24 protein-coding genes are annotated in these 22,214 nt (G+C 71.3%); 11 read left to right on the forward strand and 13 right to left on the reverse strand.

Annotated elements, in window-relative coordinates; all coding sequences use genetic code 11:
- Nucleotides 1-194 precede the first annotated feature (194 nt).
- From CRP55_RS37355 to msrA, 3 genes are all read left to right on the forward strand, one after another.
- Nucleotides 195-665 carry a DUF4334 domain-containing protein gene (locus CRP55_RS37355; protein ID WP_097326723.1) on the forward strand — a complete coding sequence of 157 codons (471 nt, stop codon included), beginning with the start codon at nucleotides 195-197 and terminating at the stop codon, nucleotides 663-665.
- On the forward strand, nucleotides 662-1,690 hold the full coding sequence (locus CRP55_RS37360; RefSeq protein ID WP_097326724.1) for an NAD(P)-dependent alcohol dehydrogenase: 1,029 nt from the start codon (nucleotides 662-664) through the stop codon (nucleotides 1,688-1,690). Before CRP55_RS37355 ends, CRP55_RS37360 begins: the two co-directional genes overlap by 4 nt.
- 70 nt (nucleotides 1,691-1,760) lie before the next feature.
- Nucleotides 1,761-2,264 (forward strand): peptide-methionine (S)-S-oxide reductase MsrA, encoded by a 504-nt coding sequence (gene msrA, locus CRP55_RS37365; protein WP_097326725.1) that lies wholly within the window; start codon nucleotides 1,761-1,763, stop codon nucleotides 2,262-2,264.
- Here the strand turns inward: msrA and CRP55_RS37370 are convergent.
- The 5 genes from CRP55_RS37370 to CRP55_RS37390 form a co-directional block, all read right to left on the reverse strand.
- Nucleotides 2,261-3,640, reverse strand: coding sequence for an FAD-dependent oxidoreductase (locus CRP55_RS37370; RefSeq protein ID WP_143235193.1), 1,380 nt, complete (start codon nucleotides 3,638-3,640; stop codon nucleotides 2,261-2,263). The two genes, msrA and CRP55_RS37370, sit on opposite strands and share 4 nt — an antisense overlap.
- A 33-nt stretch (nucleotides 3,641-3,673) precedes the next feature.
- Entirely contained in the window at nucleotides 3,674-4,141 is a 468-nt protein-coding gene (locus CRP55_RS37375; RefSeq protein WP_097326844.1) for a DNA polymerase ligase N-terminal domain-containing protein, read from the reverse strand.
- Between the two features lie 5 nt (nucleotides 4,142-4,146).
- A complete protein-coding gene (locus CRP55_RS37380) occupies nucleotides 4,147-5,106 on the reverse strand; it encodes an NAD-dependent epimerase/dehydratase family protein (protein ID WP_179855490.1) in 960 nt (319 codons plus the stop codon).
- Nucleotides 5,103-5,621, reverse strand: coding sequence for a GNAT family N-acetyltransferase (locus CRP55_RS37385; RefSeq protein ID WP_179855491.1), 519 nt, complete (start codon nucleotides 5,619-5,621; stop codon nucleotides 5,103-5,105). Before CRP55_RS37385 ends, CRP55_RS37380 begins: the two co-directional genes overlap by 4 nt.
- Nucleotides 5,622-5,703: 82 nt before the next feature.
- Nucleotides 5,704-5,907 (reverse strand): hypothetical protein, encoded by a 204-nt coding sequence (locus tag CRP55_RS37390; RefSeq protein ID WP_097326729.1) that lies wholly within the window; start codon nucleotides 5,905-5,907, stop codon nucleotides 5,704-5,706.
- A 231-nt stretch (nucleotides 5,908-6,138) separates the two neighbouring features.
- On the opposite strand from CRP55_RS37390, the gene CRP55_RS37395 reads away from it, so the two are divergent.
- The 3 genes from CRP55_RS37395 to CRP55_RS37405 are packed head-to-tail and all read left to right on the forward strand — an operon-like array spanning nucleotide 6,139 to nucleotide 9,050.
- Nucleotides 6,139-7,200 carry a helix-turn-helix domain-containing protein gene (locus tag CRP55_RS37395; RefSeq protein ID WP_245923624.1) on the forward strand — a complete coding sequence of 354 codons (1,062 nt, stop codon included), beginning with the start codon at nucleotides 6,139-6,141 and terminating at the stop codon, nucleotides 7,198-7,200.
- 14 nt (nucleotides 7,201-7,214) lie between these two features.
- On the forward strand, nucleotides 7,215-8,342 hold the full coding sequence (locus tag CRP55_RS37400; protein WP_143235194.1) for a hypothetical protein: 1,128 nt from the start codon (nucleotides 7,215-7,217) through the stop codon (nucleotides 8,340-8,342).
- 3 nt (nucleotides 8,343-8,345) lie between these two features.
- Nucleotides 8,346-9,050 (forward strand): TetR/AcrR family transcriptional regulator, encoded by a 705-nt coding sequence (locus tag CRP55_RS37405; protein WP_097326846.1) that lies wholly within the window; start codon nucleotides 8,346-8,348, stop codon nucleotides 9,048-9,050.
- Here CRP55_RS37405 and ku read toward each other — a convergent pair.
- The gene (gene ku, locus CRP55_RS37410; protein ID WP_097326731.1) at nucleotides 9,047-10,087 is read right to left on the reverse strand and encodes a non-homologous end joining protein Ku; all 1,041 of its coding nucleotides are present in this window, start codon (nucleotides 10,085-10,087) and stop codon (nucleotides 9,047-9,049) included. The two genes, CRP55_RS37405 and ku, sit on opposite strands and share 4 nt — an antisense overlap.
- 90 nt (nucleotides 10,088-10,177) lie before the next feature.
- On the opposite strand from ku, the gene CRP55_RS37415 reads away from it, so the two are divergent.
- From CRP55_RS37415 to CRP55_RS37425, 3 genes are all read left to right on the forward strand, one after another.
- Nucleotides 10,178-10,543: a hypothetical protein gene (locus tag CRP55_RS37415; RefSeq protein ID WP_097326732.1), complete on the forward strand. Its 366-nt coding sequence runs from the start codon at nucleotides 10,178-10,180 to the stop codon at nucleotides 10,541-10,543.
- Nucleotides 10,544-10,709: 166 nt separating this feature from the next.
- On the forward strand, nucleotides 10,710-11,390 hold the full coding sequence (locus tag CRP55_RS37420; protein ID WP_218854804.1) for an ATP dependent DNA ligase: 681 nt from the start codon (nucleotides 10,710-10,712) through the stop codon (nucleotides 11,388-11,390).
- Between the two features lie 68 nt (nucleotides 11,391-11,458).
- On the forward strand, nucleotides 11,459-13,129 hold the full coding sequence (locus tag CRP55_RS37425; protein WP_097326733.1) for a S8 family peptidase: 1,671 nt from the start codon (nucleotides 11,459-11,461) through the stop codon (nucleotides 13,127-13,129).
- Here CRP55_RS37425 and CRP55_RS37430 read toward each other — a convergent pair.
- Nucleotides 13,119-15,059, reverse strand: coding sequence for a beta-galactosidase (locus CRP55_RS37430; protein ID WP_097326734.1), 1,941 nt, complete (start codon nucleotides 15,057-15,059; stop codon nucleotides 13,119-13,121). The genes CRP55_RS37425 and CRP55_RS37430 overlap by 11 nt on opposite strands.
- A gap of 22 nt (nucleotides 15,060-15,081) precedes the next feature.
- Complete coding sequence (locus CRP55_RS37435; protein WP_179855492.1) at nucleotides 15,082-16,062, reverse strand: LacI family DNA-binding transcriptional regulator; 981 nt, start codon at nucleotides 16,060-16,062, stop codon at nucleotides 15,082-15,084.
- A 70-nt stretch (nucleotides 16,063-16,132) separates the two neighbouring features.
- Here CRP55_RS37435 and CRP55_RS52440 point away from each other — a divergent pair, with 70 nt between their 5' ends.
- Nucleotides 16,133-16,816, forward strand: coding sequence for a TetR/AcrR family transcriptional regulator (locus CRP55_RS52440; protein ID WP_143235196.1), 684 nt, complete (start codon nucleotides 16,133-16,135; stop codon nucleotides 16,814-16,816).
- Here the strand turns inward: CRP55_RS52440 and CRP55_RS37450 are convergent.
- The 3 genes from CRP55_RS37450 to CRP55_RS37460 form a co-directional block, all read right to left on the reverse strand.
- Nucleotides 16,805-19,558 (reverse strand): AAA family ATPase, encoded by a 2,754-nt coding sequence (locus CRP55_RS37450; RefSeq protein ID WP_097326848.1) that lies wholly within the window; start codon nucleotides 19,556-19,558, stop codon nucleotides 16,805-16,807. The genes CRP55_RS52440 and CRP55_RS37450 overlap by 12 nt on opposite strands.
- Nucleotides 19,559-19,649: 91 nt before the next feature.
- A complete protein-coding gene (locus tag CRP55_RS37455; protein ID WP_097326737.1) occupies nucleotides 19,650-20,264 on the reverse strand; it encodes an alpha/beta hydrolase in 615 nt (204 codons plus the stop codon).
- Nucleotides 20,261-20,764, reverse strand: a complete 504-nt coding sequence (locus tag CRP55_RS37460) for a VOC family protein (protein WP_097326738.1) — start codon at nucleotides 20,762-20,764, stop codon at nucleotides 20,261-20,263. Before CRP55_RS37460 ends, CRP55_RS37455 begins: the two co-directional genes overlap by 4 nt.
- Nucleotides 20,765-20,851: 87 nt before the next feature.
- Between CRP55_RS37460 and CRP55_RS37465 the strand changes: the two genes are divergently transcribed.
- Nucleotides 20,852-21,112: a PLD nuclease N-terminal domain-containing protein gene (locus CRP55_RS37465; RefSeq protein WP_097326739.1), complete on the forward strand. Its 261-nt coding sequence runs from the start codon at nucleotides 20,852-20,854 to the stop codon at nucleotides 21,110-21,112.
- Here CRP55_RS37465 and CRP55_RS37470 read toward each other — a convergent pair.
- Nucleotides 21,040-21,771, reverse strand: coding sequence for a class I SAM-dependent DNA methyltransferase (locus CRP55_RS37470; RefSeq protein WP_097326740.1), 732 nt, complete (start codon nucleotides 21,769-21,771; stop codon nucleotides 21,040-21,042). The two genes, CRP55_RS37465 and CRP55_RS37470, sit on opposite strands and share 73 nt — an antisense overlap.
- Nucleotides 21,768-22,199, reverse strand: coding sequence for an Lrp/AsnC family transcriptional regulator (locus tag CRP55_RS37475; protein WP_245923625.1), 432 nt, complete (start codon nucleotides 22,197-22,199; stop codon nucleotides 21,768-21,770). Before CRP55_RS37475 ends, CRP55_RS37470 begins: the two co-directional genes overlap by 4 nt.
- Nucleotides 22,200-22,214: the final 15 nt, after the last annotated feature.

Genomic DNA, 22,214 nt, shown 5'->3' on the forward strand with positions numbered 1-22,214 from the left:
CCCAGAACGCTCACCCCACCACGGCGACGTGCGTGAGTGGTTGCGCTCACGATCGCAGCGGCCGGCCGACCCGCCGTCTCCAGCGGTACCGCCGATCGACCGAGCGGGGCCGCGATATGCGAATCTCGATTAACTTGCCATCGAGCGGGGCGGGCTGGGATGTTGTTGGCGGGACGTCAACAAGGAGGCCGCGGATGGATGCGATCGAGGCTCGGGAGCGGCTGAAGGCCGTGCGGGCGGCGGGTGGCAAGGTGACGATCGACGAGCTTGACGCGATCTGGGGCGCGCTGGCGCCGGTGCGGGTCGAGGAGCTGCTGGGGAGCTGGGCCGGGAGCGAGTTCGTCAGCGGGCACAGCTTCGAGGGGCAGCTGGAGCGGGCCCGGTGGTACGGCAAGACGTTCACTTCCGTCGCCGACGTGGCGCCGCTGGTCTGCTGGACCGGGGACGGGAAGCTCGAAGCCAACGAGGCCATGGCCAAGGGCGGGGCCAGCCTCTGGATGGTCGAGTTCCGGGGTGAGGTGACGGCCACCATGGTGTACGACGGGCGGCCCGTCCTCGACCACTTCAAGCGGGTCGACGACACCACCCTGCTCGGCGTGATGAACGGCAAAGGGGTGCTCGACGAGAACGGGCGGCACTACTACTTCCTGCTGGACAGGGCGTGAGGATCCGGGCCGCCCTGGTCGAGGAGGCCGGCGGGCCGTTCGTGATCCGTGATGTCGAGCTGGAGGAGCCGCGGGCCGACGAGGTTTTGGTGCGGATGACCGCGGCCGGGATCTGCCACACCGACCTGGCCATGCGGCGGCGCTGGAGCCGGCTGCCCATGGTCTTCGGCCACGAGGGCGCCGGTGTGGTCGAGGCCGTCGGCCCGGAGGTCGGCGGGCTCTCGCCCGGCGACACCGTCTGCCTGACGTTTCGCAGCTGCGGCGCCTGCGACCAGTGCCGGGACGGCCATCCGGCGTACTGCGGAAGAAGTGACCTGAACGCCCGCGGGACCCGGGCCGACGGCAGCACACCGCTCGCGACCGAGGGCGGCGGAACGCCCGTTTACGGCAATTTCTTCGGCCAGTCGAGCTTCGCCACCCACGCCCTGGCCTACGAGTCGAACACGATCAAGGTGCCGGCCGACCTGCCGCCGACGCTCGCCGCTCCCCTGGGCTGCAGCGTGCAGACCGGGGCGGGCACGGTCGTCAACGTCCTGCGGCCGCGGCCCGGCGAGACCGTCGCCGTGCTCGGCGCGGGCGCGGTCGGGCTGAGCGCGGTGATGGCCGCCGTCGCCGCCGGCTGCGAGGTGCTGGCGGTCGATCCGGTGCCCGAGCGCCGCGCCCTGGCCCTCGAGCTGGGCGCGGCCGACCGGGAGCTCGCCGGCGTTCACCACGCGATCGACACCACCGGCCGGCCCGACGTCATCGACCGGGCGGTCCACGCCCTGCGCCGCCGCGGCACCCTGGCCCTGGTGGGCCTGGTCGGCCGGGCCGAGCTCGACCTGGCCACCGTTCTGTACAACGGGCTGCGGGTGCGGGGCGTCATCGAGGGCGACGCCAGCCCGGCGGGCTTCATCCCGTGGCTGGTCGATCGGCACCGTGAGGGCCGCCTGCCGGTCGAGCGGCTGGTCGCCGAGTTCGCGTTCGAGCAGATCGAGGCGGCCGCCCGGTCGGGAACTATCAAGCCCGTTCTGACGTTCAGGTGAGCGACATGACAGTGCCCCGGCGGCGCCGAAGGGTAATGCTGGGGGACAAACGACGAATGAGGTGTGCGCCATGGCCACGGAGAAGGCGATTCTCGCCGGAGGCTGTTTCTGGGGGATGCAGGATCTGATCCGCAAGCGCCCCGGAGTGATCTCGACGCGGGTCGGGTACACCGGCGGCGCCGTGCAGAACGCGACGTACTACAACCACGACGGCCACGCCGAGGCGATCGAGATCGAGTTCGACCCGTCCGTCACCTCGTACCGAGATCTGCTGGAGTTCTTCTTCCAGATCCACGACCCGACGACCCTGAACCGTCAGGGCAACGACGTCGGCACCAGCTACCGCTCGGCGATCTTCTTCGAGACCGACGAGCAGAAGCGGGTCGCCGAGGACACCATCGCCGACGTCGAGGCGTCGGGGCTGTGGCCGGGCAAGGTGGTCACCGAGGTGACCGCGGCCGGCCCGTTCTGGGAGGCCGAGCCGGAGCACCAGGACTACCTGGAGCGCATCCCGAACGGCTACACCTGCCACTTCCCGCGCCCCGACTGGAAGCTCCCGCGCCGTAACGGCTAGGCGCGGGCGCCGATGCTGAGGGCCCGCAGCAGGAACCGCGGGCTCGTCAGCGCGCTCGGATGGGCGAGCATGGTCGTCACCTGCCCCAGGCGGTGGTTCACCGCCTGGTCGCGCATCGACGCCTTGAAGATGAGGCCGCTCGCCCATCGAATGACCGCGTAACCCTTGGGATAGGGGCCGTCGACGTGCGGCAGGGCCAGGTCGGCCATCGTGGAGACCTGCCAGGCGGCGTCGACGACCACCTTCACGTCGGCGAAGTAGGAGCGCGCGGGCCGGCTCAGGTCGGGGTCGCCGCGCAGATATTCCGACAGGCACGACGCGTGCAGCATGGCCGAGGTCATCCCCTGCCCGTATACCGGGTTGAACGACGCCACCGCGTCGCCCGCGGCGACCAGCCGGGCCGGGAACCGGCGCAGCTGGTGGAACTCGCGGCGCCGGCTGTCCGCCTGGTGATAGGTGGCGACCTCGCTGACCCTCGGGGCGGTCGTGGCCACGTCACCGAACTCGGCCGGGAAGTCGCGCACGCAGCGGTCGCGGAACTCGTCCGCGTCGCGCCCGGGCCGATCCTCGTCGTAGCCGGAGACCAGCACCGTCCAGCGGTCCCCTTCGATCGGTGTGAAGCCGCCGATCCGCGCCGTCTTTCCCGGCCCGGGGTTGGCGATGGAGATGCACGTCCACACCTCGGCGTCGGCCGGTCGGTGATACAGCGCGGTCGCGTAGTTCAGCTTGATGCCCATGCGCCGCATCGGCGGTTTCGGGAAGTCGTACGCGTCGAGCCAGTCCCCGAGCCGGCTCGACCGCCCGGTGGCGTCGACCACGAAGTCCGCCTTCTGCCCGGTCACCGCACTCTCGCCGTCGGCCACGTACCGCACACCGGTCACCGTGTCGCCCTCCATGAGCAGACCCTCGGCCCGTCCGGCGATCGTGCGCACGTTCGGGACCGCGAGCACCCGGCGGCGGATCAGTGCTTCCAGGAAGGGGCGGCTGGAGATGAGGCCCTGGGCCTCGGTCGGCGAGTCCTCGCGGAGCACACCGTCCATGTAGAAGCGGTTGGTGCCGGCCGGCGGTGTCACCGCGCCCTCGGACAGGGCCTGCTCGACGAAACCGGGGAACCAGCGCTCCAGCTGGTGCTGGCCGGACAGCAGCAACGCGTGCACCTGGCTGCCCTGCGGCACGCCGGGCCGGACGCTCGCGTCCACAGTGGTGAGGTCGTCGCGCTCGACGATGACGACGTCCTCGGCGTGGTCGCTCAGGACCCGGGCCGCCATCAGCCCGGCGACGCTGCCGCCGAGCACCACGGCTCGCTTGAAGAGGGTCTTCTGGCCTTTCGGCGGCTCAGGCGTGGAGATGACGGCGAAGCGGCGCGCGGCAGGCATGCCGATCACGATAGCCGTAAATATTTATAAACATTAGAGCAACTCGTCGTTCGTGCGCCCGCTCAGCACCGAACGCGGGTGGTCCTCGGCGTCCCAGCCCTCGACCGCGTACTCGTCGCGCTTGTGCAGCAGCAGCCATTCCCACTTGCCGTTGGCTCCCTGGCGCGTGCGCACCAGGACGAAGCGGCCGCGCAGCTTCTCGCCGTACACATCGAAATGAATCTCGCCGTCCTTGACCGCCTGCCCCGGATCGCCTTGCGGCTCGAAGGTTCCGGCGTCCCACACTATGACATCGCCGGCGCCGTACCGCCCGGCCGGAAGGACGCCCTCGAAGTCGTAGTAGGACAGTTCGTGGTCCTCGACCTGGAAGGCCGCCCGCCGCACCTGGGGATCGAGCGTCGGCCCCTTGGGCACGGCCCAGCTGGCCAGCACCCCGCCGATCTCGAGGCGGAAGTCGTAGTGCAGCCGCCGGGCACGATGCCGTTGCACAACGAAGCGCATGCCGTTCACCTACCCAGATCGTGGCGCCACGACTCCCAGGCCGACGAGACGGCCTCGTGGAGCGAACGGCTGGGCCCGAGTCCTTTCCGCCGCGCCCGGCTCACGTCGGCGACGGACTCGGCGGCGTCACCCGGCCGGCGCTCGCCGACGCGGAACGGCACCTCGGCCCCGGCCACCTTCCCCGCCAGCCGGACCAGCTCCAGCACGGAGGTGCCCTGACCGCTTCCCACGTTCACCACCGAGTGCCGCCGCATCGGCCTTCGGCCCGACAGGAGCGAGACCCCTTTGACGTACGCCTGGGCGACGTCCTCCACGTGCACGTAGTCGCGGATCGCGCTGCCGTCGCGCGTCGGGTAGTCGTCACCGCGTACGACAAGCTTCGATCCTTCGGTCAGAGCCCGGAAGACGGCCGGCAGCAGGCTCGCGGGGCCGGTGTCCGCGGCCGACGCGTGCGTGCCCGCGCCCACGACGTTGAACTGCCGCAGCGCCATCGTCCGCAGCCGGGACCGGCCCATGATCTGCTCGCCCTCGAGCTTGGTCAGGCCGTACGGGTTCACCGGCTCCGGGCGCCGTTTCTCGGTGGCCCGCCGATGACCCGTGTCGCCGTACACCGCCGCCGAGGAGGCGAAGAGCAACCGGCCCGTACCGGCCTTGGTCATCGCCTCGACCAGCATCCGGACGCCGCCGACGTTGCTCAGCCAGAACGGGTCGCCGTCGGCCATCGACTCCGGCGCCGTCTTCGACGCCGCGAGGTGAATGACCCCGTCGACGGGACCGCGCTCGAACAGCCGGGCGAGGTCGTCCGGGTCGGTCACCGAGCCCTTGACGACGGCGATGTCGCCGGGCAGGCGCTCGGGACGCCCGGTGGAGAAGTCGTCGAAGACCACCACTTCGCACCGGCCGCTCAGCCGGCGGACGACGTGCGCGCCGATGTAGCCGGCGCCACCGGTCACGATCCAGGTCAAGGTCGTCCTATCCAGGGCAGTCGTTCCAGGTGCTTGACGAAGACGAGACAGACGTCGTCGCTACGCTCGGTGCTGTCGTCGTCGAGCACTTCTACATGGAACGTGGGGAGACTCTCCTCTCGCCACGCCGTGAAGGATAGGCCTTTGTACAGGTTGATGGCCCGCTCATTCGAGGGATGGACGCCGAGCGCGACACGGTGGTAACCGCGCAGGGTGAGCTGTCGTTCAGCTTCGCTGAGTAGTCGCCGGGCGACTCCGGAGCGTTGATGTTCCTCGAGCACCCGCAGGTGCTGCAGGAGCGGCACGCCCGGCAGCCCGGCCCGCAGCTCCGGCTCCTCGGCCGGGGCCAGCCGGACGAAGATGTAGCCGGCCAGCACCTCGCCGCGGAAGGCGAAGAGGATGATCCCGTGGTCCTGCCCGAGGTGATCAAGGAAGTAGTGCCGTTCGTTCCGGTTCTCGACGAACTTGCGGACGTCTTCGTCCGACGCCGTCCTGATCGACACCACATCGCTCACCATCGGTCTCCTGATCGGCCGTCCTCTGGTGATCGTGCCCGCCGGGTGGCGCTGCTGTCGATGTTCGACAGCAGCGCGAGCGTCAGCGGTTCAGCAGGCCGATGATGACGAACCCGACGACGAGCACCGTGGTGAGGTAGATGGCGACTGTGGCCTGACGGGCGCAGACGCGGATGATGACGTAGGTCGCGTAGACGGCCACACCGGCGGCGGCGAGGATCGCGGCCAGCGTCGTGGCGGCGGCGATGGCGTTCAGCAGGTCCTGTGTGTAGGTGCTCTCTTCCATCGGGTGAACCTTTCTACACGCGATCGGGACTTCCATCCGGATCTACCTGTAGTACTGGTTCATTGACTGTAAGTTGCTGAACCTCGGACTAGCAATAGCAAGATAAAGCTGAAGCATTCACTCACGATCGTTCCTGGTGGCGCGCCTCTCGCCAGCAACGCCCTCGACTTGCTAAGGTGCCGACCGCCAGCATCCAGTTGTAGTACAGTGAACTTTTCTGGAGGTGCGGGAGTGGCGACTGTCGGCGACCCCGGCCGCGTCCTGGCCAAGCGACTGCGCGAGCTGCGCAAGTCGTGGTGGCCCGATGTCTCGATCACCCAGGCCGATCTGGCCGAGGCCCTGGCCGGCCGCAAGAAGACGAGTGTCCAGCTCGTCTCGTCCTGGGAGCGCCTGGCCGATCCGACGCCGCCTCCGGAGGACCGGCTCAACGCCATCCTGACCTTCTACAGCACGCGCCGGTCGATCGAGTCGCGGCCGTACCGGTTGATCAGCGAGCAGGACCTGACCGCCGACGAGGCCGAGACCCGCGACAAGCTGGCCCGGGAGCTGTTCGCGCTGCGCGAGGCGCCGGCGCCCGCGAGGACCGACTCGACCATCGTCGGCCACGGGCCGTGGTTCTACGACGAGGGCCCGATCATGATCGTCTGCGCCGAGCCCGGCAACGGCGAGCCGCAGACCGACTTCGACCCCGACCGCTCCAAGCTGTCCCGGCTGGCCGACCTCGACTCCCTCTTCGAGCTGCACGGTCACATCCGCGCGGTGAACCCCGATCTCGAGGTTCAGTGGGCGAGCGCGCGGGACATGAAGGAGACTGACTGGACGAAACATCTGGTGCTGCTGGGCGGCATCGACTGGAACAGCGCGACGCAGGACGCCATGCGGCTGACACCCGTTCCGGTGACGCAGCTGTCCGACGACACCGACCCCAGCCGCGGCTGCTTCCGCGTCGTCACCGACGGGCAGGCCCAGTCGTTCACACCAGAGTTCGTGTCCCGGGGCGACGACCGGATCCTGGTCCAGGACGTGGGTCATTTCTTCCGGGCGGCCAATCCGCTGAACCTGGAGAAGACCATCACCGTATGCAACGGCATGTACGGCAAAGGCGTGTACGGAGCGGTGCGCGCGCTTACACATGACGTTTTCCGGGACAAGAACGCCGCGTTCCTGGCCGACCGGTTCCCCGACGAGGACGCGTTCAGCCTGCTGTTCCGCGTGCAGGTGCTCAACGGTGTGGTGACGACGCCCGACTGGACGGCGCCCGACACCGTCCTGCACGGGTGGCCGGAGGCCTGACTATGCTCCGCCGCGTGTCCACGATGGAGAGTCTTCACCACGGCTCACACACCCACCTGCTCGACCGGGTCGACGTGTCGGCGCGGGAGGTCACGGCGCGCCTGGACGCCATCATCGTCCCCACCGCCTGGCCGGCCGACGCGCTGCGGCACGTCATGGAGGTCGGCACGACGATCGGCGCTCCCGTGGTCGCCCTCTGCAGCCGCGCGTCGGCGCCCGAGCAGGCGGTGAAGCTCGCCGACCATCTGGAGTCGGCCACGCTCGCGGTCGGCGTCGACGACACGCTGGCCGGGCTGCTGCCGTCGTTCGAGACCGACAAGCTGTTGCGGGCGCACGGCTTCGGCAGCACCAGCGACCTGAGCCTGAAAAGGAACCTCGGCCTCGTGCTGGCCCGCGACTTCGGCTGGCAGCGGGTGCTCTTCCTCGACGACGACATCCTGATCGACGACCCGGCACAACTGCACCGGGCGGCCGGCCTGGCCGACCACTACCGCGCCGTCGGCCTGGCCAACAGCGGCTACTTCGACAACTCGGTGGTGTGCCACGCCTACCGGGAGGTCGGCGGCCGTCAGGACACGTTCATCGGCGGCGGCGCGATGATCGTCGACGCGCTCCGCACGAAGTCCTTCTACCCCAACATCTACAACGAGGACTGGTTGTTCCTGCTGGGCGACGGGGTGCCCTTCCGGGCCGCGCGCGCGGGCGAGATGCGGCAGCGCACGTACGATCCGTTCGCCAACCCGGCCCGGGCGGCCGGCGAGGAGCTCGGCGACACCCTGGCCGAGGGCCTGTTCTGGCTTCTCGACGCGGGTGAGCGCATCGACACCGCCGGGTCCGGCCATTGGGGCGACGCCCTCTATCGCCGGCGGGCCTTCATCGACCTGGTCATCGCGGAGTTGGGCGAGACGCCCGCGCACCGCAAGATGCGCCGCTCGCTGGAGACGGCCCGGGGCCGCAGCGCCGACATCACCCACCGGCTCTGCCAGGACTTCATGGAGGCGTGGCAGCGCGACCTCGAGGCCTGGCGCGACTACTTGACGCTTCTGTCACCCGGCGATTTTGTACGGCGACTCGACACACCCGAGCGCGTGATGGCGTCGAAGGCGTACAAAATCAATGTTAGCTCTTTGGCGTATCATTGATTGATGCAGAAGGCGGAGGACGGCGCGGTGCGGGCGGCGCTGATCGAGGCGGCCGAGCGGCAGTTGGCGGCCTCGCCCGACGGTGACATCGCGACGCGGGCCGTGTGCGAGCAGGTCGGTGTCACCCAGCCCGTGCTGTACCGGCTGTTCGGCGACAAGCGCGGCCTCCTCGACGCCGTGGCCGACGCGGGTTTCGAGCGGTACGCGCGCCGCAAGGCCGACCTGGAGGTCAGCGACGACCCGGTGGCGGACATGTACGTGGGCTGGGACGACCACATGGCCTTCGCCGCCGAAAACCCGGCCCTCTACCAGCTGATGTTCGCGCCGCGGGCGGGCGCCGCGTCGAGCGCGCACCGCCGCATCCTGGAGCTGCTGGAGGCGACGCTGGTCCGCACGGCGGCGGCGGGCGCGCTGCGGACGACCCCGCGCCTGGCCGCCCAGCTGATCCTGCCGGCGAACATCGGGGTGGCGCTGAGCCGCATCGCGCAGCCCGCACTGTTCGACGACCCGGCCCTGTCCCATCGCGCGCGCGACGCGGTCTTCGCGGCCGTCCTCACCGAAAACCCGGCGCAGATCAAAGGCCCCGATCCCGTACGGGCCGGGGCGCGCCAGTTGCGCTCGAGCCTTTCCCTTGCCGGTACGCCGAACCTGGAGCCCTCGGAGGCGGCATTGCTGGACCGCTGGCTCGAGCGGATCGACGCACCCTAGGCGGCTTGGCGCTGGGCCTTGCGGACGGCCTTCTCGAGGTCGGCACGGCTCATGGTGGTCCGCTTCGGCACGTCGAGGTCGCGTGCGAGCTTGAGCAGGTCACCCTTCGAGATCTCCTTGAGGTCGGCCGCCTTCGACTTCGCGCCCTTCCCACCCGCCTTCCCTCGCGCGGAGCTTCCGGATGAGGCGGACTTGCGCTTGGGTGCGGCGGACTTGCGTACGGACGAAGCGCTCTGGGACTTCGACGTTGCCCGGCCCTTCTTGGCGGCCTCGACGCTGCGGCGCAACGCTTCGAAGAGGTCGGTGGCGGCGGTCGGCTCGGGGGCCTCGGCGGCCGGCGTGATCTCCTTGCCGGCCTTCTTCTCGTCGATGAGCTGGTTGACGCGGTCGGTGTAGGTGTCGCGGAAATCGGCGGGGCGCCACTTGCCGGTCATCGAGTCGATCAGCTGCTGAGCCATGTGGAGCTCGGCCGGTTTGGCGGCGTTGCGGCGCGGCAGCGAGTCGATCTGGTCCTTCGGGTCGCGGACCTCGTCGGCGAAGTACATCGTCTGCAGCATCAGCAGGTCGCCGTCGGCGCGGATCGCGGCCAGATATTCCTTCCCGCGCATCACCAGCGTGCCGATCGCGGCGCGACCCGAGTCGGCCATCGCGTCCCGCAACAGGCCGTAGACCTTCTCGGTCTCCTCGCGGCCGGGCCCGAGGAAGTACGTCTTGTCGTAGTACAGCGGGTCGATGGCGTCGAGCTCGACGAACCGGTCGACGTCGAGGCTGCGCGAACGGCCGGGGGCCACCGAGTCGAGCTCTTCCTGGTCGAGCATGACGTAGTCGCCGCCGCCGACATCAGCGCCCTTGACGATGTTGTCGTAGTCGACTTCCTTGCCGGTGCGCTCGTTCACCCGCTTGTAGCGGATGCGGTCGCCGGTGCCCTTCTCGAACTGGTGGAAGCCGACCTCGTGCTCGTGGGTGGCGGAGTACATCGCCACCGGCACCGACACCAGGCCGAAGGTGATCGCCCCTGTCCAGATAGGTCGCGCCATGCCCGGGTGGTACCCGCCACCGGTCCCCTCACCTCGCCACCTGTATGTGATGCGCGTCACACTCAACCGGATTTCGTCCAGCGGCTGCAGTTGCACCGCGAGACCGGCCGGCCGCTGCCGATGTCCTATGCGTCGGCGGGCCACACCGGCCGCCAGGCGATGATGGCGATCATGGGCCGCCTGGCCGACCGCCCGATCCGCACCGTCAAGCTGGACTATCGGGGCAACCACATCAGCCTCGGGCGGCGGGACGGAATCATCCAACTCGTCGACGGCCAAGCGCAGCCGACGCCGAGACATCTGGGCGGCCGGACGGCCGCGAGGATCAAGGCGAGCATCCTCGGGATGTCGCTGTGGGCCACCTCGCACCCGACCTTCGGCCTGCCCACGCGTACGCGCCGGGTGGCCGCCGGGCCGGCCATGCCCCGCCGGAACCGCAATCGCACAGCGGCGTAGGCCAGCCCGCAGAATCGTCGAGGAGTTCCTCGCCGCCGCCTCCTCGGGCCGCACCGAACGGCTGGTGGCGCTGCTCACCGAGGCGTGGCGGCAGCGGGCTTAATTACCACGGTGTAATTCCTGGTCAAGGGGTATCACCCGGCCGTGGCGAGGGTAGCCCGAGCGCATGAAGATCGATGGGGCGCTCGTCCGGCCGATGCTGGCCGCGCTCGGCCGGCTGCCCACGGGCGCGGGCTGGGCGTTCGAGTTCAAGTACGACGGCGTCCGCGCGGTCACCTATGCCGAGGAGGGCGAGGTGCGGGCGCTGACCCGCAACGACAACGACGTCACGAGCACCTATCCGGAGCTGGCCGAGGTCGCCACGCTGCTCCGGTACGCGGGCCAGGTCGGCACCGGCTTCACCGACGCGATGCTCCACCACCTTCAGGCCTCGCTCGACGCTGCGCGCCGCACCACGGCCCCCGTGCCCGGCGTCCCCCGCGACCACGCCCGTCACGCCCGCTGGGTCGAGCCCACACTCGTCGGCGAGGTGGCTTTCCGCAACTGGACCGTCGACGGCCGCCTCCGCCACGCTTCATGGCGCGGCCTGCGCCCCGACCGCGACCTCTCCTCACTGGTTCCTCCCCCTCCGGCCCGGTCTTCTCCGGCGCTCGTGCCGGAAGAGGTGACGGGCACCGTCATGACCAAGGACGCCGCCTGGCGGGTCGAAGCCGTGCGCCGCGACGGCCGTGAGTGGTACCGGATCGTGCACGGCGACAACGTCGTCGACTCCCTCGCCCTCGACGACGTGCGGCTCGTGCTGGAGAAGGCCGGCATCGACCTGGCCGACCTGACCGAGGCCGCCTGAACCGTTTCGCAACCGGGTCGCTCCTGGGGTGTCCCTTGGTGGGTGGGGTGGCTGCCGACTGTGAGCACATGAAGTCGCTCGTACGTGGTCTCGTCGTGGTCGTGGCAATCTCCGGGGCCGCCTCGCTGGCGGCGCCGGCCGCCTACGGGGTGGACGACGCCGATGGTCTGCTGCCGGCCGAGGTGTCGGTCCGGAAGCCGGCCCGGGTGGTCAGCACCGCTCTGGACGGCGCCGGGCGGCCGGTCGTCGACATCCGCACGGCCACCGACAGGAGCGCCGCGCGGCGCTACGTCCGGGAGGGCCACAACCGGGCCCGGTCCATCGCCGTGGAGCTCGACAAGACGGTTCGCACCGCCGAGGTTCCGGGCGGCACCGACCCGTACCGGGCCGACCAGTGGGACTTCGCCAAGCTCAAGCTGACCACGGCCTGGCAGCGCTCGACCGGGGCCGGGGTGACCGTCGCCGTCATCGACACCGGCGTCGACGCCGCCCACCCCGATCTGGCCGGCAACGTCCTGCCCGGCATCGACTACGTCGCCGGGACGACCGGCGTCAGCACCGACCCGAACGGCCACGGCACCCACGTGGCCGGCACTATCGCCGCCCTGACCGGCAATGGCGTCGGCGTCTCGGCGGTGGCTCCTTCGGCCAGGATTCTGCCGATCCGGGTGCTGGGCGCCGACGGCACCGGCAGCATGGCCGACGCGGCGAGCGGGATCGTCTACGCCGCCGACCACGGCGCCCAGGTCATCAACATGTCGCTCGGCTCGACCGACCAGCTCGCCGCCGTGACCCAGGCCATCGCCTATGCGCGCGGCAAGGGCGTCACCGTGGTCGCCGCGGCCGGCAACGACGCTCAGAAGGGCAGCCCGGTCAGCTATCCGGGCGCCGACCCCGGTGTCATCGCGGCCGCCGCCACCGATTCGGCCGACACGGTCGCCACCTTCTCCAACCGGGGGTCCTACGTCGACGTGGCCGCGCCCGGCGTGGGCATCCTGAGCACCGTGCCGACGGCCAAGGGCGGCTACGGGAGCATGAGCGGCACGTCGATGGCGTCGCCGCATGTCGCCGCAGTCGTGGCGCTGCTGAAGGCGTACCGCCGAGCCTGGCGTCCCGATCAGATCGAGCAGGCGCTGGAGAGCTCCGCGGTGGACCTCGGAACGCCGGGTAAGGACACCAGTTACGGCTGGGGGCGCGTCGATCCGGTTGCGGCGCTGGCCAAGGCGGCGCCGGGGACGGCGATCGCGGTGAGCAGCGGCGGGCGCGACGTCGCCTACGGCACGCGGCTGACCACCCGCTACACCGTCGTCTCGGAGGGCCGCCCGCTGGCCGGGCGAGCCGCACAGGTTTGCGTCGCCTCGGGCAACAAAGCGTTCGGTTGTACGTCGATGACGACCACCGCCAACGGCACGGTGACCGTCGCCGCGACGGCCACGGCGAACCGGCGCGTACGCCTGACGGTCGCGGGTGTCACCACACCGGTGACCTCGTACGTGGTGCGGCCGCGGCTCACCGTGGCCAAGGCCGGCGCCCGCAAGATGCGGATCGCGATGACCGGGGTGGGCGGGCAGCGGCTCAGCGTCCAGCGGTGGACCGGGAAGGGCTGGCGTGCGGTCCGTACGTATCCGGCCGCGAGCAGCCGCCTCGTGACCGGCCTGGTCGCCGGCGCCACCTATCGGGTGGTGGCGCCGGCGAGCGCCATGCTGTCGTCGAAGACGAGCGGCGCCGTCAAGGTCTGACGATGGCCACGCCGTACTGGGGCAGTTCCAGGCCGCGGGCCGGCTTGCCGGTGAGCAGGTCGGTCCCGTCGAGCTCGACGACGTACGGCAGCGGGTTGTGGTTGATGACGTACGTGTCGGACTGGCTGGTGATGTGCTCGACGCCGGGCACCGGGCGGGGCAGGTCGAGGCCGAGCCGGGCCAGGATCGTCTCGACCAGGGCCGCCTTGCCGTCGGCGGCCAGGTCGGCCGCGACGTACCAGGCGGTGCCGTTGCTGGTGATGGCCGGGCCGCCGGCGGCGGGGCCGTCGGTGAACTCGGACTCGACCGTGGCGCCGTTGAGGCGTACGACCTCGCTCCAGGTCGCCGACGACGAGGTGACCGTGCCGGCCAGCGCGGCCGGGCGGACGGCGAGCGGGGTGAACTCCTCGATCCACAAGCCGAGCGTCCGCTGGAGCGGGCCGAGGTAGCCGCCGGGGCGCACGCGCAGGTTCTCGTCGACGATCCCACTCTGGAACGTCACGATGAGCGTGCCGCCGTCACGGGCGTACGCGCCGAGGTTCTCGAGGTCGGCCTCGGAGGCGAGGAAGAGGGTGGGCGCGACGACGACGCGGTAGGAGCCCAGGTCGGCGCCGGGGTGCACGAAGCGGACCCGGAGGCCGGCCTGAGCGAAGGCCTTGTACCAGGCCGAGATCTGCGCGGCGTAGCTCAGCCGGGTGGGGCGGGCCGCCTGTTCGAGGGCCCACCAGCTTTCCCATTCCAGGACGATCGCCGCCTCGACCGGCGGCGCGGCCACTGTGGACGGCAGGACACCGGAGAGCGCCTTCAACTCGGCCCCGAAGTCGACGATCTCGCGCCACACGCGGGTGTCGGTGCCGCTGTGCGGCACCATGCCGGAGTGGAACTGCTCGGCGCCGGCGATGGACTGGCGCCACTGGAAGTACATGATGCCGCGGGCCTCGCGGGCGATGGCCTGGTACGACCAGGCGCGCATCTGGCCGGGGCTCTTGGCCGCGTTCTGCGGGCGCCAGTTGACCGCGCTGGGGGCCTGCTCCATCAGCACCCACGGCTTGTCGCCGGCGAGGGAGCGCATCAGGTCGCGGGTCATCGCCGACTGCAGATAGGCGGTGTCGTCGGCCGGGTCGGGGTAGCTGTCGTCGGAGACGAAGTCGAGCTCCTTCGCCCATTCCCAGTAGTTCGCGGGCTTGAAGAAGCCCATGAAGTTGGTGGTGAGCGGGATGTCCGGGGTGGCCGCGCGCAGGATGGCGGCCTCGGCCCGGAAGCATTCGAGCAGCTCGTGCGAGCCGAACCGGTCGAAGTCGAGCAGCTGGGCCGGGTTTTTGAAGGTCGGCGCGTCCCTGGGCGGGAAGACCTCGTCGAAGGACGAGTAGGTCTGCGACCAGAAAGCGGTGCCCCAGGCGTCGTTCAGGCCGTCGACAGTGCCGTACTTGTCCCGCAGCCACGACCGGAAAGCGCCGGCCGAGACGTCGCAGTAGCAGCGGCTCACGTGGCAGCCGTACTCGTTGTTGATGTGCCACATCTCGAGGGCCGGATGCGAGCCGTAGCGCTCGGCCAGCGCCGTCACGAGGCGGGTCGCGTAGCCACGGTACAGCGGCGAGCTCGGGCAGTACTGCTGCCGGCTGCCGGTCGACAGGCGTACGCCCGAGGCGGTGACCGGCAGGATCTCGGGGTGCTTGAGGGTGAGCCACGGCGGCGGCGAGGCCGTGGCGGTGGCCAGGTCGGCGCGGACGCCGGCGGCGTGCAGCTTCTCCAGCACCACGTCGAGCCACTCGAAGTCGAACTCGCCGTCGCGCGGTTCGAGCCGCGACCACGAGAAGACGCCGACGGTCGCCAGGTTGACGCCCGCGGTCCGCATGAGCGAGGCGTCCTCGTCCCACACCTCGCGCGGCCACTGCTCCGGGTTGTAGTCCCCGCCGTACCAGATCGGCATTCCGGTCCTTTCCTTGCTCTTGCTATGCGCGTCGCGCGGCCGTGGAGCCGCGCACGATCAGGTGGTCCTCGACCGCGGGCAGCGGCTCGCGCGGCACGTCCGGCTCGAGCCGGTCCAGGACGCGGCGGAACGCGTGCGCCCCGTGCAGGGCGAAGTCCTGGCGCACGGTCGTCAGCGGCGGCGAGAAGTACGCCGACTCGGGCATGTCGTCGTAGCCGACCACGCTGACGTCGGCCGGCACGTCGAGGCCGCGCTCGGCCAGGGCCCGGGTCACGCCGAGGGCGATCTGGTCGTTGGCGCAGACGACGGCCGTCGGATCGGTCAGCAGTCTCGCCGCCTCGTATCCGGCCGCGGCCGACCAGCCCGCCGCGAACAGGCGATCGCCGGCGAGGCCGGTCGCGGCCTGTTCGAAGGCGCGCAGGCGGGTCCGGGCGGAGCGCCAGTCGCGCGGCCCGGCGACGTACGTGACCCGGTCGTGCCCGAGGTCGATGAGGTGGCGGGCGATGGCGAGGTGGGCCTCGACGGTGTTGGCGCCGGGCGCGTCCTCGGTGACGGTGACGAGCAGGTCGGGCGACTGCCGGTCGACGGCCTCGCGGAGCTGGTCGGTGTCGGCGATCGCGAGCACCCCGGCGACATCCGGGCGGATGCTGGTGAGCGTCCGCGCGAGTTCGTCCGGGTCGCTCGCGTCGTACGTCATCACGTCGAGCACGTAGCCGGCGGCGCGCGCGGCCCGCCGCACGCCCTCGACCAGCTGGACCGTGCCGACCTCGAGCAGCTCGCCGGTGAGGGCGACGACCGTGCGGGACTCGCCGCGGGCCAGCGCCCGGGCGGTGAGGCTGGGCCGGTAGCCGAGCTCCTGTATCGCCCGCTCGACGCGCTCGCGCGAGGCCGGGCGCAGCGGGGAGACGCCGGACAGATAGCGGCTCACGGTCTGGTGGGAGACCTCGGCCACGCGCGCGACGTCGTAGATCGTCGGCGCCCTCGGCACTCGGTCCTTGCGCACCACCGCTTCGCTCCCCACCCAAAGTTACCGGTAACAGTTCGCTTCCCAGCAGAACTGTTACCGGTAACGTTTGTCAAGGGACGAGGACCAGGCGGATCGGGTCACCCTCCTTGGCGTCGAGCCGGCGGACGGCCTCGGCCGCGTCGGCCAGGTGCAGCGCGCCGCTGACCGAGCGGGAGAACTCGACGCGGCCGCCGGCGAAGTCGAAGGCGTACGAGAGCCCGCGCCCGCGCGTCGCCTCCTTCACCCGCGTCGCGCAGATGGGGTCGGCCGGGTCGAGGGCCAGGTCGGCGCCGAAGGCCGGCCCGCTTCCGAGTTCCGGCTCTCGGGGTACGGGGCACACGGCAGGAAGCCATCGCCGCGCGCCGGATATACGAAGGGCGCGGTCTACTCGGACTTCGGCTCGAAGCGGGAACTCTTCGCCCAGCTGCTGGACGAGCGGATCACGGCCCTCATCGTCATCTCGGCCGAGCAGATCGCGTCGGCCCGGGCCGACGACGTGGCGCTGCGCCTGGCCCGGCTGTCGCTCGACGAGCAGCGCTGGCACGTGCTCATCGCCGAGTTCGCGCTGCAAGCCACGACCGACCCCTCGGTGGCCGCCGTCTACCTGGCCGGCCGCCACCGCCTGATGACCGCCCTGGCCGGCCTGATCCGCGACAACGCCACCCACCTGGGCGTGCACGGCGTCATCGAGCCCGAGGCTCTCCCCCTGGAGCGGCGCGTCGAGCTCTTCTCCGCGGTCCTACGCCTCTAGGGCCGCCTCGGGCAGGGCGCCGGGCAGGCCGCGGCGGGAGGTGATGCCGAGTTTGGCGAGGATCCGGCGGATGTGCCACTCGACCGTGCGGGCGCTCAGGAACAGCTCGGCGCCGATCTCGGCGTTCGAGCGGCCGTCGCGGGCCCGCCGGGCGATCCGCAGCTCCTGCGGGGTCAGCTCGGTCGACATCGGACGGTCCTGCGGGCGTACGACCTCGCCGCTGACGAGCAATTCGTCGCGGGCCCGGGCGGCGAAGCCCTCGGCGCCCATCCGGCTCAGGCTCTCGTACGCGGCCCGCAGCTCGGCGCGCGCCTCCGCGTCCCTTTCGGCGCGGCGCAGCCATTCCCCGTACACCAATCGGGTCCGCGCCCGCATGGCCGAGGCGCGGCAGCGGCCGAGCCGATCGACGGCCTCGCGGAACAGCCGGTCGGCCTCGTTCCCGTTCGCGATCAGCGCCCGCGAACGCGCGACAACACCGAGTCCCCAATCGGATCCGCCCGGAGCGACGATCCGCTCGAGCCGGCTGACCGCCTCGGCCGCGCGGTTCCGGTCGCCGAGGGCGGCCGCCGCCTCGACCAGCTCGGGCAAGGCCCAGGAGGCAAAACCGAGTTCCCCGGTGTACGCGACGGCGCGCTCGGCCGCCACGAGCGCCGGCCGGAATCGCCCGGACCCGTTGTGCAGAACCGCGGCGAGGTACTGGAACCAGGTGACCCCGACGCCCTCACCGAGCGCCTCGGCCAGCTCGGTCGAGTCGGCGATGAGCTTGGACGCCTCGCCGGCCGGCCCGCACCAGGCCGCCACCGCCGCCTCGCCGTATCCCGGCCGCTGCACGCCGAGCACCTCGGCCACCTCCCTGGCCTCATCGACCAGCGCGGCGGCGTCCCGCATCTCGCCCGCGTGCAGATGAACGGCGATGCGCTGGTTGAGCGCCACCGGCAGCACGGCCAGCGCCCCCAGCTCGCGGGCGACCCCGGCGTGCCGCTCGCTGAGCCCGTGCCAGGCGTCGTCGTCCCACAGCACATTCGCCGCGTGCCGCACCGGAAATCCCCACCGGATCGTGGATTCCGGGGGCAGTCGAGGATCACGGAAGGCGCTCACGGCCCGTCGCAGCAACGGAACGTCCCTCTCGTGATCACCGGTGAAGTGCCGGGCCAGCCCATCGAGCAGCAGATCCTGCGGGCGCGCCGGCTCCTGCGGGCAAGGCGCGCCGAGGGCGGCCCGGGCCACCTCGGCCAGCCCCGGCCCGGTCGCAAGCCGCCCCACGAGCATCGCGGACGCGAACGCGTCGAGATACGTTTCGCGGGCCAGCGCCGCGTTCCACGGCGCGAGCCGCCGGGCCGTGTCGAGCAGAAGCGCCGTGGCATCCTCCGGCCCCGTGTGAGGGCGGCGGGCGGAGAACGCCATCTGGCCGCGCAACAGGCCGATCAGGGCCGTTCGCCGGTCGCCGGCCGGGCGGGTGGCGGCGCGTCTCAAGGTTGCCGCGGCGCGGTCGAGGGCGCCGGAATGGTGCAGGGCCCGGGCCGCGGCGAGTTCGCGATCGGCGCGCAAGGCGGGGTCGGCGGTCAAGGCGGCGGCGCGTTCCAGAAAGGCGGCGGCCGCGGCCAGGCCGCCGCGGTACCGGGCCCGGCCGGCGGAGGCGACCAGGGCGGCGGCCACCGATTCGTCCGGGGCGTCGGCGGCTTGGGCCAGGTGCCAGGCCCGGCGGTCGGGATCCGCTCGTTCGTCCGTCACCCGGGCCAGGGCGTGATGGGCCGCACGGCGATCGGCGTCCGGGGCGGCGCGGTAGACGGCCGAGCGCACCAGTGTGTGGCGGAAACGGACGGTGGCTCCGATCGTCAGCAGGCCGGCCGTCCGCACCTCGTCGGCGGCGTCACGGGCGATGCCGAGGCGGCGGGCGGCGCGCCACATCAGCGCGGAATCGCCGACCGGGTCGGCGGCCGCGATGAGCAGGAGCCGGCGCGCGCCGGCCGACAGGCTCCGGCTGCGGGCCAGGAAGCTCTCCTCCAGCCGGCCGGCCAGGGGCAGCGCCGCGGGCAGGCCGAAGCCGCCGGCCAGCGTCCCCGGCGCGCCGGCCAGCGGCAGTTCCAGCAGGGCGAGGGGGTTGCCGCGCGCCTCGGCGAGGATCGCGTCGCGGACCCGCTCGTCCAGCGGCCAGCGGACGACCGTGTTCAGCAGGGCCCGCGAGTCGAAGTCGTCGAGGCCCTCGACGGTCCGCGCCGGCAGGCCGTCGAACTCCCGAACCGGCTCCCGGGCGGCGAAGAGCATCACCACCGACTCGGCTTGCAGCCGCCGTGTCACAAATGCGAGCACTTGAGCCGAAGCCTGGTCGAGCCATTGCGCGTCGTCGACCACGCAGAGCAGCGGCTTCCGCGCGGCCGACTCGGCGAACAGGCTCAGAGTGGCCAGCCCGACGAGGAAGAGGTTGGGCGCGGAAGCCGGGGCCGCAGTGCCGAAGACGGTGGCCAGGGCGTCGCGCTGAGGTGGGGGCAGGCGGTCGAGGTGCTTCAGCATCGGGCGGCAGAGTGCGTGCAGGTCCGCGAACGGCAGCTCACTCTCCGGCTCGGCCGCGGCCACCTGGGACACGCGGAAACCGGCCGCCGTCGTCACGGCGTACGACAGAAGCGAAGTCTTGCCGACGCCGGCCTCACCCAGAAGAACCAGGCCCGCGCTGCCCCCGCCACGGGCGGTGGCCAGCAGCCCGTCCAGCGCCGCCAGCTCCACGGACCGACCGCGTAATTCCATGCGCACCGCCTCCCACAAGAAGCCACGCGGCGCAGCGATGCGGGTTCATGGGCGGCCCTTGTGTCTCCGCCCACGATCTCGGGTCAGGTCGTCATCGAGCGTGCGTCTCCAGCCAGGCGTGCAGGCTTTCGAGCGCCTCGGGGGCGACGCCGTGGCCGACGGGATCGCGGCGGGCCTGGGCCGTGGCGCCGGATTTGCCGGTCACGTAGGTCCAGGTGCGGTCCTGGAGCTCGCGCGGGATGACCGTGTCGTGGTCGCCCTGGGCGACGAGCACCGGCACGCCGGACAGCCTGTCGGGTGTGACCGGCACGCCGGCGTCGAACGGCAGGGTGCCGTACAGGATGGCCGCGCCGGCGAACCGGGCCGGATCGTCGAGCAGGAGCCCGCCGGCGAAGGCCGCTCCCCCGCTGAAGCCGACGAGCAACACCCGGCGGGATTTCTGCGAGCCGTCCAGCCACTCCCGGAACCAGTCGATGCTCGCGCGCAGGGACTCGGCCCGGGGGCGGCCGATCCCCCGGTTGGCGAACCAGGCGTAGCCGGTGCCCTCGGCGATCGGCGCGCGCACGGCCGCGTACGCCAAAGAAGCCGGAAGATGACCGGCCAGCGGGAGAATCTCCTGTTCGTTGGAGCCGCGGCCGTGCAGGAGCACGACCAGCGGCGCCGACGGATCGGGGTTGCCGGCGTGGGCGACGACGTGGTCGCTCATCGGGCGCCCTGCTCGAAGGCCGTGCTCACGCCGCCCCAGCGCTGGATCTCGGCGGCGAGGTCGAGCCGCTCGATCGGCGCGGCGTTCTCGAATTCGCCCCAGTCGGCGCGCGGGAGCATCCACATGATCTCGAACTCGTTGCCGTCGGGGTCGGCGCCGTAGATGCTCTTCGTGGCACCGTGGCTGGACTCACCCGTGTAGGCGCCGGCCTCGGCGAGCAGCTTGCGCGCCGCCTCGAGCTCCTCGATCGTGTCGACCTGCCACGCCAGGTGGTAGAGGCCGATCCCGCCGCGCTGCTTGGGCGGCGCGCCCGCGCCGACGCCGAAAAGGCCGAGGTCGTGGTGGTTGCCCGAGCGCGGCAGGCGCAGGAAGGCCGCGTTGGCCCGCGGTTCACGCGCGGCGACCTCCATGCCGAACACCTGCGTGTAGAACGCCTCCGCCCGCCCCAGATCGGCGACGAACAGTACGGCGTGGTTGAGCCGAACCGGTCCGATGCCCATGACACCCGCCCTCCTTTAGTTGACTACTCAACAATTTAATCCTCAAAACTTTAAGCGTCAACCTTTTCGAGATGAGACGATGGCCCCATGGCCCAGCGCTCCTGGAACGAGCTGCCCCGCTGGCAGCAGACGACGATCGCCGTGCTCACGCCGATCGAGATCGCCCTGACCACGATCGCGGCGATCGACCTGGCCCGCCGCCCCACCCACCGGATCCGCGGCCCGAAGGCGGCCTGGTGGCCGGCCCTCGCGGTCCAGCCCTTCGGCCCGGTGGCCTACCTGCTCTGGGGCAGACGGCGGCAGGCGACCGCCAGCATCGTCGGGACGGTGGCGAACCAGCGCTCGTAATCGGTCCACTCCGCCTCCGGCCGGCCGTGCTGCGGCAGGGTCGGCGGCTCGTGCAGCCCCGTGACCACGAGGCCGTGGCGGGTGAGCAGATCGACGTACCACGAAAGCGGCCGGTGGTAATGGTTGTGGCCGCCGAACGTGGTGATCCAGCGCCGCTCGTGCTCCAGATATCCGGTGACCTTGCGGTAGCGCTCGCCCGTCTCCGGATCGTCGACCGGCGCCTGGTGGAAGAAGCTGGGATGCAGGATCGAGAAGACGAAGACGCCGTCCAGCGAGGCGCTGATGTCGGCGATCAGCGCGTCGAGCTCCGGCAGATCCATCAGGACCATGTGCGCCACGACGGCCCGGAACGGCTGGAGCGGGCGCGGCAGACCCGCGGTCAGATCGTGGGAGACAAAGGCGATTTGGGGGTACGCCTCGGCCGCGCGCCCGAGCAGCGCGGTGCTGCCGTCGACCCCGGTCACGGTCGCGCCGGCCAGGCGCAGCTTGTCGGAGAGCCAGCCGTGGCCGCAGCCGAGGTCCAGCACCGGCTGGCCGGTGACGTCGCCGAGCTGCCGCCAGAGGAAGGGGCTCAGGCGACGGTAGAACGAATCGCCGTCGTGTGCGGCGTACTGGTCGGCCGCGCTGTCCCAGAGCGCGATGTCGTCGCTTCCCGTCACGGCTTCTCCACCTCTTCGAAGACCAGGAGGGTGCGGGTGTTGACGACGCCGGGCATGCCCTGGATCTCGTCGAGGACCAGGCGGCCCAGGGCCGCGTTGTCGGAGGCCCGCACCAGCATGATGACGTCGAACTCGCCGCCGACCAGGGCGATGTGCACCACGCCGGGCAGCGACCGGAGCTGGCCGGCCACGTCGCGCCACTCGGCCTGGTTGAGGTTGACCGTCACGTAGGCCGACGTGCCGAGGCCGGCCGCGACCGGGTCGACGTCGGCCCGGAAGCCGCGGATCACGTTTGTGGAGCGGAGGCGCTCGACCCGCGCGTACGCGTTGGCCCGGGAGATGTGCAGACGCTCGGCGAGGGTACGCATCGACAGGCGCCCGTCCTGGGTGAGCTCGGCCAGGATCTGGCGATCGATGTCGTCGACCACTTGTCTCGTCCCTCC

Source organism: Paractinoplanes atraurantiacus, from assembly GCF_900215205.1.
In the GTDB taxonomy this organism is placed as follows: domain Bacteria; phylum Actinomycetota; class Actinomycetes; order Mycobacteriales; family Micromonosporaceae; genus Actinoplanes; species Actinoplanes atraurantiacus.